The sequence below is a fragment of the Roseivivax marinus genome, assembly GCF_900109705.1.
Classification (GTDB): domain Bacteria; phylum Pseudomonadota; class Alphaproteobacteria; order Rhodobacterales; family Rhodobacteraceae; genus Roseivivax; species Roseivivax marinus.
Map to the genome: position 1 here is coordinate 24,090 of NZ_FOAI01000006.1, position 12,936 is coordinate 37,025.

General features: G+C 67.9%; 11 protein-coding genes. 7 read left to right on the top strand and 4 right to left on the bottom strand.

The annotated features are described in order from the left end of the window. Window position 1: 1 nt before the first annotated feature. Window positions 2–682, bottom strand: coding sequence for an ABC transporter ATP-binding protein (locus BMX29_RS08875; protein ID WP_092812044.1), 681 nt, complete (start codon window positions 680–682; stop codon window positions 2–4). Further along, window positions 675–1,967 (bottom strand): lipoprotein-releasing ABC transporter permease subunit, encoded by a 1,293-nt coding sequence (locus tag BMX29_RS08880; RefSeq protein ID WP_043844538.1) that lies wholly within the window; start codon window positions 1,965–1,967, stop codon window positions 675–677. The genes BMX29_RS08875 and BMX29_RS08880 overlap by 8 nt, the downstream gene beginning before the upstream one ends. A gap of 379 nt (window positions 1,968–2,346) precedes the next feature. On the opposite strand from BMX29_RS08880, the gene BMX29_RS08885 reads away from it, so the two are divergent. Both BMX29_RS08885 and BMX29_RS08890 read left to right on the top strand, forming a co-directional pair. Continuing rightward, window positions 2,347–2,982, top strand: a complete 636-nt coding sequence (locus tag BMX29_RS08885; protein ID WP_092812046.1) for an NAD(P)-dependent oxidoreductase — start codon at window positions 2,347–2,349, stop codon at window positions 2,980–2,982. 70 nt (window positions 2,983–3,052) lie between these two features. After that, window positions 3,053–3,382, top strand: a complete 330-nt coding sequence (locus BMX29_RS08890) for a DnaJ family domain-containing protein (RefSeq protein ID WP_043844540.1) — start codon at window positions 3,053–3,055, stop codon at window positions 3,380–3,382. Between the two features lie 189 nt (window positions 3,383–3,571). Here BMX29_RS08890 and BMX29_RS08895 read toward each other — a convergent pair whose 3' ends face one another. Continuing rightward, window positions 3,572–4,843, bottom strand: a complete 1,272-nt coding sequence (locus BMX29_RS08895; RefSeq protein WP_092812359.1) for a cytochrome-c peroxidase — start codon at window positions 4,841–4,843, stop codon at window positions 3,572–3,574. Between the two features lie 218 nt (window positions 4,844–5,061). Between BMX29_RS08895 and paaG the strand changes: the two genes are divergently transcribed. The 5 genes from paaG to BMX29_RS19750 all read left to right on the top strand — a co-directional run bounded on the left by paaG (window position 5,062) and on the right by BMX29_RS19750 (window position 10,760). Further along, window positions 5,062–5,853: a 2-(1,2-epoxy-1,2-dihydrophenyl)acetyl-CoA isomerase PaaG gene (gene paaG / locus BMX29_RS08900; RefSeq protein WP_092812048.1), complete on the top strand. Its 792-nt coding sequence runs from the start codon at window positions 5,062–5,064 to the stop codon at window positions 5,851–5,853. Between the two features lie 11 nt (window positions 5,854–5,864). Then, window positions 5,865–6,293, top strand: coding sequence for a hydroxyphenylacetyl-CoA thioesterase PaaI (gene paaI / locus BMX29_RS08905; protein WP_043844709.1), 429 nt, complete (start codon window positions 5,865–5,867; stop codon window positions 6,291–6,293). A 26-nt stretch (window positions 6,294–6,319) separates the two neighbouring features. Further along, window positions 6,320–7,630 carry a phenylacetate--CoA ligase PaaK gene (paaK, locus tag BMX29_RS08910; RefSeq protein ID WP_092812050.1) on the top strand — a complete coding sequence of 437 codons (1,311 nt, stop codon included), beginning with the start codon at window positions 6,320–6,322 and terminating at the stop codon, window positions 7,628–7,630. 1 nt (window position 7,631) lies between these two features. Further along, the gene (locus BMX29_RS08915) at window positions 7,632–8,231 is read left to right on the top strand and encodes a TetR/AcrR family transcriptional regulator (RefSeq protein WP_092812052.1); all 600 of its coding nucleotides are present in this window, start codon (window positions 7,632–7,634) and stop codon (window positions 8,229–8,231) included. 216 nt (window positions 8,232–8,447) lie between these two features. Next, window positions 8,448–10,760, top strand: a complete 2,313-nt coding sequence (locus tag BMX29_RS19750) for a calcium-binding protein (protein ID WP_139196969.1) — start codon at window positions 8,448–8,450, stop codon at window positions 10,758–10,760. 115 nt (window positions 10,761–10,875) lie between these two features. Here the strand turns inward: BMX29_RS19750 and paaZ are convergent, their stop codons facing one another. Continuing rightward, complete coding sequence (gene paaZ, locus BMX29_RS08925; protein ID WP_092812056.1) at window positions 10,876–12,924, bottom strand: phenylacetic acid degradation bifunctional protein PaaZ; 2,049 nt, start codon at window positions 12,922–12,924, stop codon at window positions 10,876–10,878. Between the last annotated feature and the right edge of the window lie 12 nt (window positions 12,925–12,936).

Sequence of the window (12,936 nt, forward strand, 5' to 3'; positions counted from 1 at the left end):
CTCACGCCGTCAGCGCGCCCTGATCCAGCGTGACCTGCCGGTCCATCCGCGCCGCGAGCGCAAGGTTGTGCGTCGCGACCAGAGCCCCGAGCCCGGTTTCGCGCACGAGCGTCAGGAGCGCGCCGAACACCCGGTCCGAGGTTTCGGGGTCGAGGTTGCCCGTGGGTTCGTCGGCCAGGAGAAGCTTCGGCGCGTTCGCCATCGCCCGGCAGAACGCCACGCGCTGCTGCTCGCCGCCCGAAAGCGCCGCGGGGCGATGCTCGGCCCGGTCCGCCACGCCGACGCTGTCGAGAAGGGTCCGCGCCCGCGCCTCGGCCTCGGACTGGCTCGCACCGTTCGCGAGCTGCGGCAGCACCACGTTCTCCAGCGCCGAAAACTCCGGCAACAGGTGATGGAACTGGTAGACGAAGCCCACCGAATCCCGGCGCACCGCGGTCCGGCGCCGGTCGGGCCGGCCGGTCATGTCCTCGCCGGCGATCCGGACGAGGCCGTGATCGGGCGTGTCGAGCAACCCGGCGATATGCAGCAGCGTCGACTTGCCGGCGCCCGAAGGCGCGACCAGCGCCACGACCTCGCCCGGCTCGACCTTCAGGTCGATGCCGCGCAGCACGCGGATCTCGTTTGGCTGGCCGTGGTTGTAACCCTTCTCGATGCCCGACAGCTCCAGCACGGGATCACTCATAGCGCAGGGCCTCCACCGGGTTCATGCGCGCCGCCCGGCGCGCGGGAAAGATCGTGACGACGAACGAGAGCCCCAGCGACAGCGCCACCGCCGAGATCACGTCGCCCAGCTGCAGCTCGGCCGGGAGCGCGTAGATACCCCGCACCGACGGGTCCCAGACGCCGCCGCCCGCGACGTAGTTCACGAACGAGAAGATCGGGTCGATGTAGATCGCGAAGAGGCAGCCCAGCACCACGCCCATCACCGTGCCGATCACGCCGGTGAAGGCACCGCAGATGAAGAAGATGCGCAGCACCGCGCCCTCGGTAAGGCCCATCGTGCGCAGGATGCCGATGTCGCGGCCCTTGTTCTTCACCAGCATGATGAGACCCGAGACGATGTTCATCGCAGCGATCAGCACCAGCACCGACAGGATGACGAACATCACGTTGTCCTCGATCTCGAGCGCTCGGAGGAACCCGCCGCTCGCGTCCTGCCAGGTCCAGGCATAGGTGTTCGGCCCCTCCGCCGCGCGCAGCACCGAGGGCACGATACCGTCGACCTCCTCGGGGTCCTCGACCATGACCTCCAGCTCGTCGGCTGCATCGTCCCGGTTGAAGTAGAGCTGCGCCTCCTCGAACGGCATGTAGGCGCGAGTGCGGTCGATGTCGTAGCGCCCGGCGGTGAAGATGTAGACCACGTCGTAGGCCTTCACCCGCGGCGAGGTGCCGAAGGCCGTCTTCACCCCGTCGGGCGAGATCAGCCGCACCTGGTCGCCGAGACCGACGTTCAGCTCGCGCGCGACGCCCGAGCCGATGGCGATGCCCTCGGCGAAACTGTCGATGTCGCCGCGCGCGGTCTCGGGATCGGCGATGCGCGGGATGGTCTCGAGATCCGCCTGCGCGATGCCGAAGACCTCGAGCCCGGTATTGCGGCCGTTGGCGGTGGCCATGACCTGCCCCTTCACCAGAGGCGCCACGCGGGTCACGCCATCGACCTCGCGCACGCGCTCGGCCATCGCGGTGTAGTCCGGCAGGCTGCGGTCGACGATGCCGGTCTCGGCATCCTCGACGCCGCCCGAGTAGACAGTAACGTGGGCATTCGCGCCCAGTATCGTGTCCACGAACTCGGTGCGGAAGCCGGACCGCACGGCCAGCGTGGCGATCAGCGCGAAGACCGCGAGCGTGATGCCGATCAGGCTGATCCAGGTCATCACCGACACACCGCCCTCCGCGCGCTTGGCGCGAAGGTAGCGCCAGGCGATCATCCACTCGAAGCGGGCGAAGGGGACAGTGCGACGGGCCATGAGCGGTTCCCTTCCGGGGAAAATCAGGGGCGCACGGGCGGCGCGCCCGGACCGGGCCGATAAGTGGACGCAGCGCCCGCCGGGGTCAAGCGACGGGCCCGCGATGCGGCGGCGGGGCGCGCGGCGACTGCGCGCAAGGCGGATGGCTGGAGAGGGTCGCGCATCAGGCTCTCGGAGGCGCGCCACCGGGCAGACCACGTTTGCCCCTGGTTCAGCCAACAAGGCCAAGCACGGCGCCGCCGCGTGCAGTGCCGTGCACGGAGGGCACCTTCCCTGTCCCCGCGACAGCGTGGCGCAAGACCGGACGGGACCCCTACCGCGGCCCGCGTCGTTGCCCCTCGAAGCGCCTTCGGGCGCGCTCGGACAAACGGAGACCTTCATGGCCCATATTCTTGTGATCGGCGCGAGCCGCGGCATCGGGCTGGAGACAGTCAAGCGCGGTCTGGACCTCGGCCACCGCATGCGCGGCTTTGCCCGTTCGAAGATCGAAATCGAGAACGACTCCTTCGAGGCGGTGCAGGGAGACGCCACCGACCGCGACGACCTGACCCGCGCGCTCGACGGCGTCGATGCGGTGATCCTGACGCTCGGGATCAAGGAGAGCGTGTCGATGATCTGGAAGAAGGTCACGCTCTTCTCGGATGCGACCAAGGCGCTGGTCCCGGCGATGGAGCAGCACGGCCCCGACAGGCTGGTCTGCCTGACCGGCATCGGCACCTCAGAGAGCATCGAGGCGCTGAGCTGGGTCGAAAAGGCCGGCCACTCGTTCCTGCTGGGCGAACCCTACAAGGACAAGACGCGGCAGGAGGCGATCATCCGCTCCAGTGCGCTGCGTTGGACCTTCGCGCGGCCGGTGATCCTCACGAACGGCAAGCGCACCGGGACCTACAAGGTGCTCACCGATCCCAAGGACTGGCGGATGGGGATCATCAGCCGCGGCGACGTTGCCGATTTTCTGGTCAAGGCGGCCACCGACGATACCATGGTCGGCCAGGCGCCGGTCCTGACGCGTTGACCAGTTGCCGAAGCTTGCGCCGCGGGCGCGGGCGCCGCAGGATCGGCCGGACATCACGAAGGTCCGACACATGGCGCTTTTTCCGCTTCTGACCGAACGCCGCATCCAGGACGCGATGGAAGACGGTGCGTTCGACAACCTTCCCGGCGCGGGCAAGCCGCTGCCGGCAGAGGACATAGGCGGTCCCAATGACGCCGTCACGCTCTTCGGCTACCGCATCATGGCCGAGGCCGGCGCCGTCCCCGAAGAGTTGCGCCTGCGCCGTGAATTGCAGGAGGCCCGCGCCGCCCGCGACGCCGCCACCGACCCGGCGGAGCGCGAGCGGCTGATGCGCGAGATTTCGGATCTCGGGATGCGCCACGCCATGGCGGTCGAACAGAGGATGCGCGGACGGGCCTGAGCGCATGGCTTCGACCGCGCGAATCCCGAGCCTCCGTGTCGTCGACCGGCGCTCGGTGCTCGCGGACGCGCAGGCCAGATGGTCTCATCGAATTCTTCGCGCTCGTCGGCTGTCCCCTGCTGTGACACCGGTCGGCCAGCATTGCCTCGGGAATGCCGGCCTGCCACCACGCTCAAGGAACGCGGGCGCCTACCGGTCGACCGGCAGCCCGCTCGGCACCGTCTCCGGAATGCCCATCCGCCCCTTCAGCACTGCCGCATCGGTCAGCGTCTCGAGGAAGGTGACGATGTCGGCAACCTCGGTCTCGGACAGGCTCCGCCCTGCCCCCTGAGCCGCCTCGGATATTCGGCCCCGCTCCGCCACGTCGTCGCGCACCCGCCAGAGCTTGTCGGCCTCCGGCACGTCCCGCGGAAGAACGGCGGCGTAGGCCGGCACCGCCTCGGGGTCGGCGTGATCGCGCACGAATCCGGCCAGGTCGTCGTGGCCCCCTGCATGGCCCCACGGCCCCGTCTCCGCGACGTTGCGAAGGGGCGGCGTGCGGAAGGCATAGGCGTCGTCGGTGCGGCCGGTCACCCGGAACCGGCCCTCGTCGCGGACATGGCTCTCGAACGACAGTGCCTTTCCCGGCCCGAGCTGCGGTGCCCCCATGGAATGGAAGTCGAAATCCGAGAGCAGCGGCCCGGAATGGCATGTCGCGCAGCCCGCCTCGCCGTAAAACAGCGCGGCGCCGCGTGCGGCCGCCCCTTCGAACGTCGCTTCGCCGCGCAGGACGGCGTCGAACGGTGCGGTGTCCGACCGCCACTCGGCGGCGACGAAGGCGGCGATGGCGTTCGAAATGTCGGTGAAGCCGATGTCCCGGCCCGCTGCGATCTCGGGATAGACCGCCTCGAACCCCTCGGCATAGGCCGGGATCTCCGCCACCCGGCGCGACAGGATATCCCACGCGCCGTCGGGTCCGGTGATGAGGCCGCGGCGCACGGCGCGGCTCACGTCGTTCTCGGAGTAGTGGCCGGCCATCTCGTCGTCGCTGAGAACGGGGAACATGGTCTGCGCCGACAGCAGACTGTCGAAGCCCGCGACCATCTCGTCCTCCATCGGCGTACGAAAGCCCGATGGCCGCGTCCGGTCCACCTCGATGCGTCCGTCGGCAAACAGCACCGTGACCGCGTGCGCGCCCATGTTGAAGAGCGGCGGCGCGTTGCGCGGCACCAGCGCCTCGGGCGGATTGTCGGGATCGGCACGGCGGTCGGGACCGAGGCCCACGCCCCCCTCGCCCAGTCCCAGCGACACGCCGTCGCCGGTCGCGAACTTCGGGTGGTGGCACGTGGCGCAGGAAATGGTGCGGTTGCCCGACAGGATTGGGTCGTAGAACAGCAACTGACCCAGTGCCGCTTCGGCAGGGTCCACCGGCGCGAAATCGGCATCGGTCAGCGGCTCCGGCAGGTCGAGGCCGCCCGCCATCGCCGCGCTGCCAAGCGCCACCGATACCGCAAGAATTCCGCAGATACGCACGACAGTCTCCCCTCTGCGTGGTCCGGCGCGATCAAAAGCGGAATCGTCCATCCATGCAAGCCCGCCCCGGCGTCGCCCCGCGGCCCGGAGTTAATTGACCGACCGGACGGTTTATCTTACTTTAACGATTGTGCCGACGGACGGTCCCGGACGGCGTGGGAGGAGACATGACCGAGACACCCCTGCTGGTGGAGTGCGCCGACGGCGTGCTCACCCTGACGCTCAACCGTCCGGACAAGCTCAACGCTTTCAACGCGGACCTGCACCACGCCCTCGCTCAAGCGCTGGGCCGCGCCGAGGACGACGCCACCGTGCGCGCCGTCCTGCTGACCGGGGCGGGGCGTGGCTTCTGCGCGGGCCAGGACCTGGGCGACCGCGACCCCCGGACATGGGACGCCCCGCCCGATCTGAGCGTGACGCTCGAAACCTACTACAACCCGCTGGTGCGCCGCCTGCGCGCCCTGCCCAAGCCCGTGGTTTGCGCGGTGAACGGCGTCGCGGCCGGCGCCGGTGCGAACGTGGCGTTCGCCTGCGACATCGTCCTCGCCGCCCGGTCGGCGCGATTCATCGAGGCCTTTGCGCGTATCGGTCTGGTTCCGGATGCCGGCGGGACATGGCTTTTGCCGCGCATCCTCGGAGAGGCGCGCGCCAAGGCGCTCGCCCTGACCGGCGAGCCGGTCAGCGCCGACGATGCCGCCTCCTGGGGGCTGATCTGGCGTGCGGTCGACGACGAGGCGCTGATGGACGAGGCCCGCGCCCTTGCGCTGCGGCTCGCTGCCGGCCCGACACGCGGCCTCGGACTGACCAAGCACCTGATCCAGGACGCCGCCAGCCGCGACATCGACGCACAGCTCGACGCCGAGCGGGACGCGCAGCGCGCGGCCGGCCATTCGTCCGACTACGCCGAAGGCGTGACCGCCTTCCTCGAGAAACGCCCTCCGCGCTTCACCGGCTCATGAGCTCCGAGGCCATGACGCCCGAGGCGCTCGCCCGCGCCTGCGCCGACCGGATGTGGTCGACCGACCGTGCCAGCCAAGCGCTCGGCATGGAGATCGTCGCCGTCGGCCCCGGCACCGCCACGCTGACAATGCCGGTCACCGAGGACATGGCGAACGGCTGGGAAATCTGCCACGGCGGCTACATCTTCACGCTGGCCGACAGCGCCTTCGCCTTCGCCTGCAACAGCTACGGCAAGGTGACCGTGGCGCAGTCGAACAGCATCACCTACCTCGCGCCCGGCGCGGTCGGAGACACGCTGACCGCCACCGCGCGCGAGGTGGCCCGCACGGGCCGGACAGGGCTCTACGACGTGACCGTGACCCGGGAGGACGGAACCGCCATCGCGGCGTTCCGCGGGCAGTCGCGGACCCTCGACCGACAGATACTCGCCGCGCCGTAAGGCCGCGGCCCAAGGGAGGAGACGACATGAAGGACCTGACCCCGGACGGCGCGATCCTCGACCCGATCGAGACCGCGAGCCGCGACGAGATCGCCGCGCTCCAGCTGGAGCGGATGAAATGGTCGCTGCGCCACGCCTACGACAACGCCCCGTTCTACCGCGAGCGATTTGACTCGGCAGGCGTGCATCCGGACGACCTGACCTCGCTCGCCGATCTCGCGAAGTTCCCCTTCACCACCAAGCAGGACCTGCGCGACACCTACCCGTTCGGCATGTTCGCCGTCCCGCGTGAGCGCATCGCGCGCATCCATGCCTCGTCGGGCACCACCGGCAAGCCCACCGTGGTCGGCTACACCCAGAACGACGTGGACATGTGGGCGGACATGGTCGCGCGCTCGATCCGCGCGTCGGGCGGGCGTGCGGGCGACATCTGTCACGTGGCATACGGCTACGGCCTCTTCACCGGCGGGCTCGGCGCGCATTACGGGGCCGAGCGGCTGGGCTGCACGGTGGTGCCGGTTTCGGGCGGCATGACCGAGCGGCAGGTGACGCTGATCTCGGACTTCCGTCCCGACATCATCATGGTCACGCCCTCCTACATGCTCTCGATCCTCGACGAGTTCCGCCGGCAGGGACGCGACCCGCGCGAGAGCTCGCTCAAGGTCGGCATCTTCGGGGCCGAGCCGTGGAGCAACGCCATGCGCCGCGAGATCGAGGAGGCTTTCGACATGCACGCCGTGGACATCTACGGCCTGTCCGAGGTCATGGGCCCCGGTGTCGCGAACGAGTGCGTCGAGACCAAGGACGGCCTGCACATCTGGGAGGATCACTTCTACCCCGAGGTGATCGATCCCGAGACCGGCGAGGTGCTGCCCGACGGCGAGATGGGCGAGTTGGTGTTCACCACGCTCACCAAAGAGGGGCTGCCGATCATCCGCTACCGCACACGCGACCTCACCCGCCTGCACCCGGGCACGGCGCGGTCGATGCGACGGATGGAGAAGATCACCGGGCGCTCGGACGACATGATCATCCTGCGCGGCGTCAACGTGTTCCCGACGCAGATCGAGGAACAGCTGCTGAAATGCGCGGGCCTCGCCCCGCACTTCCAGATAGAGCTGATCTCGGTCGACCGCATGGACGCGATGATCGTCCACGCCGAGGCCGCCGAGAGCCATGCCGGCGCCGAGGCGCGCGCCGCGCAGTCGCGCGACCTTGCGCATCACGTGAAGTCCGTGGTGGGCGTCACCGCCAAGGTCGAGGTCCACGATCCCAGCGCAATCGCCCGGTCCGAGGGCAAGGCGAAGCGCGTGGTCGACAACCGGACCCGCGGCTGAGATGGCCCGGCCGCGCGCCCGCGACTTCGAGGAAAAGCGCCACATCCTGCTGGTGGAGGCCGCGCAGGTCTTTGCCACGCAGGGTATGGAGCGCGCGTCGATGTCTCAGATCGCGGCGGCGGCGGGCGTGTCCAAGTCCCTGCTCTACCACTACTACCCGTCCAAGGACGCGCTGATCTTCGCGATCATCGCCACCCACCTCGAGGCCCTGGACGCCGCGCTCGAAGAGGCCGACGACCCGCTGCTCGAACCGCGTGCCCGGCTGCGGCGGCTGGTGGGCACCGTGCTCGAGAGCTACCGGGGCGCGGACGACTTCCACAAGGTGCAGCTCAACGCCGCCGACGCCCTCCCCGAGGCGGAGCGCGCCGCGATCCGTACCCTCGAGCGGCGCATCGTGCGGCGGGTGTCGGCAGTCTTCGTGACCCTTCGGCCAGACCTCGCCTCGGGCGAACCGGCCCTGCTGATGCCGGTAACCATGTCGCTCTTCGGGATGCTCAACTGGGTCTACATGTGGTTCCGCGACGACGGCGCTCTAACCCGCGAGGCATACGCCGAGATCGCAACCGGCCTGATGCTGGACGGCGTGGCAGGACTGAAATAAGCGATCTGCCGGACTTCATATCCGGAACGGGATATATATATGGAGTCCACGGGATCGAATTCCCGGGGCAAAGGTTAAGAATTCGTTAAGGTTGCCGTGGCAAATGAGACTGTGGCGCCGCAAATATTTCCACCCTCAAGTTGACCGATAATATTTTCCGTGCATACCTCCCAATCCCGTGATTGACGCGGGACGCACCGGAAATATGGAATAAAAATGTCAAACGTTTACGAGTCGACCGAAGCGCCTTCGAATACCAGCACAACATATTCAATCGGCATAAACGACCAGTTTCGCGGCACCGTCGATTCAGCATACGAATCCGACTGGGTGCGCATCGATCTGACCGGGGGTACCGGGTATTATTTCCACCTCAATGGTGACGGAAGCGCGAACAGCCTGGAAGAGAGCGCCTTGGAGCTGCGCAACTCGGATGGGGTACTGATCGCAACCGGTCTTGAAGCCGCAGTGTCGCGTGTCAGCGTGTCTCCGAGCACAGACAGCACATACTACCTCTCCACAGCTCCGGACGAACTGAGCTGGAGGAATCCGGCGCTCGGAAATTACGTCATCACACCCTTTTCGGAAATATCTAACAGCGTGTCCTCTACAACGACGCTTGCGCCGGGTAGCAGCGTGACCAGTGCAATTGACTACCGTTATGACCAAGACGTATTCCGGGTCGACGTTGAAGAAGGGTCCAGTTATTTCTTCGAAATGACCGCCACAGGAAGCGGCCTGGCGCGCGAAAGCCGCCTGGAAATCTATGGTAGCGAACAGAATTATATCGGCGAGTCCGGAAACGGCGACCAGACGGCTCGCATAGTCTACACCCCGGAGATCGACGAAACGATCTTTATCGCTGCAGACCCGGATTACACCGAGACCGGTGGATACAGGATTACTGCAAACCAAGAGATCTCCAACACTTTTGCCACCCCGGAGGTCATCGAAGTCGACAGTTCCGTAAGCAGCGCGATCGATTATGGTGGTGATCTCGACGTGTTCGGCACGAGGCTGGAAAGCGGATACAACTATGTTGTCCGAATGACCGGAGACGTCGGCCCTGACAGCCTCGGTCACAACAGGGTCTTTCTGTCCGACGAGACCGGAACCGAGATCACCCGCTCCGACACTGATGACGAGTACGTCGCCACCCTGACCCACGAGCCCGGGACGGACGGCGATTTCTTCATCACAGCAAACCCGCGCGGCATTTCAGACGGCGCCTATCGGCTGACCCTTCAGCAGGAGATTTCCGGCGGCACGGGCACCGCGACTTCGGTCGCCATGGGAGGGTCTCTGGAAAGCACCCTCGACTACGACACCGATGAGGACATGATCGCGGTGCAGCTTGAGGCCGGCACACTCTATGGTCTGTCGCTCGAAGCCGCGGCGACGGGCGATCCGATCGAACGCTCCGCTTTCGCGGTCCTGTCCGCGAATGGCACCGTACTTCGCTCCGACACGGCTGAAGAACCTGCTCTCGCCTTCGAATTCGCGCCGGAGGAAACCGGGACCTACTACTTGCGGGTCGGCACCGACTCGTACTTCGGCCGGTCCGGCGACTACGCTGTTTCCGTCGACGTGATGGGCGGCACCGGGACCGAGGGGTCCGACGTCCTCACCGGCACGGCCAACGCGGACACCATCGAAGGCCGGGGCGGCGACGACCGTATCGAAGGCGGCGACGGCAATGACTACCTCATGGGCGGCGATGGCGATGACGGCCTTCTCGGTGGCAGCGGCAACGACACGCTCGATGGTGGCGCCGGCGACGACAACATCGCGGCCTCGGTCGGGAACGACGAGGTCTGGGGCGGACTGGGCAACGACTTCATCGGCGGCGGCACCGGCGACGACGTGTTGAACGGCGAGGCCGGTCAGGACACACTGGGCGGCGGAGGCGGTGCGGACAGCATCTCGGCCGGCACCGGCGATGACGTGGTTGCGGGCGGCGCAGGCAACGACACCATCGCGGGCGGAGACGGTGGGGACACCATGGGCGGCTCCTACGCCGACGACTCCATCACTGGCGGCGAAGGTGACGACTCGCTTGGCGGCGGCACCGGGCGCGACGTGATCGCGGGCGGCGCAGGCGACGATGCGATCGGTGGCGGTGAAGGCGACGACGTGGTGGACGGCGGCCTGGGCAACGACTTCCTTGCCGGCGGTGGTCGCAACGACACGATCGAGGGCGGCAGCGGTGACGACCGGATCAATGGCGGAGGCGGCGATGACCTGCTGAGCGGCGGCTCGGGCGCCGATGTGTTCATCTGGAACGGCGGCGACGCCGGGGCGGTCGATATCGTCGAGGACTTCACCGTGGGCATCGACACCCTGCGCCTGAGCGGGGTCACCAACGCGCCCGGCACGGGGCTCGAGGGCAAGGTCGATACGCTCGATATCTACGACGTCACGCTCGAGAGCGGGCTCGATGCGGCGGTGCTGAACTACGACGGCCAGTTCATCGCCCTTGCGGGCGTCTCGTCCATCGATCTGACGGTGGCGGATTTCGTGTTCATCTGATCCTGCAAGAAGCGGCGGCCCGGGCTCCGGGCCGCCGTGCCATGGCGAGACTGTCGCGGCCAGAGCGGGGCAAAATCTTACTTAAGATTTTTGCTCCTGGTCGGGACCGTGTGTTTCAGGGCCAGGACTTCGCCACCATCGTCAGCACATCGTACTGAGCGACGATCTCGTCATGCTGGTTCGTCACCTGGCAATCCCAGCGCACCTCCCCGTGCTCGGCCTCCTCGCGCGGATTGATCTCCTTGCAGGTCAGTCGCACCCGCAGCGAGTCCCCGAAGTAGACCGGCGTGAGGAAACGCAGGTTGTCGATGCCGTAGTTGGCCAGCACGGGCCCCGGCTCGGGTGACACGAAGAGGCCGGCCGCGAAGGACACGATCAGGTAGCCGTGCGCCACGCGCCCCTCGAAGAACGGGTTCGCGCGGGCGGCGGCCTCGTCCATGTGGGCGTAGAACGTGTCGCCGGTGAAATCGGCGAAGTGCTCGGTATCGGCCTCGGTGATCTCGCGTGCCTCGGTGAGGATCTGGTCGCCCAGTTCCAGTTCGGCCAGCGACTTGCGGAAGGGATGCACCTCGCGATCGGCCGGAGCGCCGTCGGACCACGTTCCGGTCACCGCCGCGAGCAGCCCCGGCGCGCCCTGCACCGCCGTGCGCATCATGAAGTGGCGCACGCCGCGCATGCCGCCCATCTCCTCGCCGCCGCCCGCGCGCCCCGGACCGCCGTGCACCAGTGGCGCGAGGGGCGAGCCGTGCCCGGTCGAGGACTTCGCCGATGTCCGGCTGCCGATCAGCACCCGGCCATGGAACGGCGCCACGCCGCTCACCACCTCCGCGGCCACGTTCGGGTCATTGGTGAAGAGCGACGAGCAGAGCGAGCCACGCCCCATCCGTGCCAGTTTCACGGCCTCGCCCCCATCGGCATAGGACATGAGCGTCGCCACCGGGCCGAAGGCCTCGACCTCGTGCACGGCGCGGGCGGTGGCGGGGTTGCCGCAACGCAGCAGCACCGGGTTCAGGAAGGCGCCCTGCTCGGGATCGCCCGAGGCAAGGCGTACGTCGTCCGGGTCACCCGCGACGATCTCGGCCTCGGCGGCCAGTTCGGCGATCCTGGCGCGGACAGCGTCACGCTCGCCCCGGCTGACCAGCGCGCCCATACGGGTCGCGTCGTCGTCGGGCAGCCCCACGGCGACCTGCGCAAGCCGCGCCGAGATCGCCTCGCTCGCCGCATCAGCGTAGGCGTCGGGCACCAGCAGACGGCGGATCGCGGTGCACTTTTGCCCGGCCTTGGCGGTCATCTCGCGCACGGCCTCGCGCACGAAAAGGTCGAACTCGGGCGTGTCGGGCCCTGCATCCGCGCCCAGGATCGAGCAATTGAGACTGTCGGCCTCCATGGTGAACGGGACGGAATGCTCGACGATTGCGGGATGAACGCGCAGCTTGCGCCCCGTGGCCGCCGAGCCCGTGAAGGTCACCACGTCCTGTTCTTCCACGTGATCGAGAAGATCGCCGGCCGATCCGCAAAGCAGCTGCAGAGCACCTTCGGGCAGCACCTCCATCTCGAGTATCCGGCGCACGACCAGCTCGGTCAGGTAGGCGGTCTGCGAGGCGGGCTTCACAAGGCACGGCATTCCCGCGATCAGCGCGGGCGCGATCTTTTCCAGCATCCCCCAGACGGGGAAATTGAAGGCGTTGATATGCACCGCCACGCCAAGGCGCGGGGTCAGAACGTGCTGGGCCGAGAAGGTGTGATCGGCCGAGAGCGGCTCCACCGGCCCCTCGGGGATCACGTGTGCGTTCGGCAGTTCACGGCGGGCGCGGCTCGCGAAGGTGAGCATCGTGCCGATCCCGCCCTCAATGTCGATCCAGCCGTCCTTGCGCGTGGCGCCGGTGCGGTAGTTCTCGCGGTAGAACTCTTCCTTCAGCTCCATCAGCGCGAGGCCGATCCGCTTGAGCATCAGCGCGCGCTGGTGGACCGTCATGCGCCGCAGCGCCGGTCCACCGACCTCGCGGGCGTGGGCCAGCGCCTCGGCACGGTCGAGCCCGTCGGCCCCGATGCGCGCGACGGGCGCCCCGGTCGCGGCGTCAAGCAGTTCCTGCCCCTCGCCCGCGCCCGCGCGCCATGCGCCCGAGACGTAACTTTCCAGCCGGCGCGGTGCGCTCTGCAGCATGATGTCCTCCCC

Bases quoted from the DNA above. Each gene is read 5' to 3' on its own strand.
- BMX29_RS08875 (WP_092812044.1), bottom strand. From the start codon at position 682: ATGAGTGATCCCGTGCTGGAGCTGTCGGGCATCGAGAAGGGTTACAAC.
- BMX29_RS08880 (WP_043844538.1), bottom strand. From the start codon at position 1,967: ATGGCCCGTCGCACTGTCCCCTTCGCCCGCTTCGAGTGGATGATCGCC.
- BMX29_RS08885 (WP_092812046.1), top strand. From the start codon at position 2,347: ATGGCCCATATTCTTGTGATCGGCGCGAGCCGCGGCATCGGGCTGGAG.
- BMX29_RS08890 (WP_043844540.1), top strand. From the start codon at position 3,053: ATGGCGCTTTTTCCGCTTCTGACCGAACGCCGCATCCAGGACGCGATG.
- BMX29_RS08895 (WP_092812359.1), bottom strand. From the start codon at position 4,843: ATGGCGGGCGGCCTCGACCTGCCGGAGCCGCTGACCGATGCCGATTTC.
- paaG (WP_092812048.1), top strand. From the start codon at position 5,062: ATGACCGAGACACCCCTGCTGGTGGAGTGCGCCGACGGCGTGCTCACC.
- paaI (WP_043844709.1), top strand. From the start codon at position 5,865: ATGACGCCCGAGGCGCTCGCCCGCGCCTGCGCCGACCGGATGTGGTCG.
- paaK (WP_092812050.1), top strand. From the start codon at position 6,320: ATGAAGGACCTGACCCCGGACGGCGCGATCCTCGACCCGATCGAGACC.
- BMX29_RS08915 (WP_092812052.1), top strand. From the start codon at position 7,632: ATGGCCCGGCCGCGCGCCCGCGACTTCGAGGAAAAGCGCCACATCCTG.
- BMX29_RS19750 (WP_139196969.1), top strand. From the start codon at position 8,448: ATGTCAAACGTTTACGAGTCGACCGAAGCGCCTTCGAATACCAGCACA.
- paaZ (WP_092812056.1), bottom strand. From the start codon at position 12,924: ATGCTGCAGAGCGCACCGCGCCGGCTGGAAAGTTACGTCTCGGGCGCA.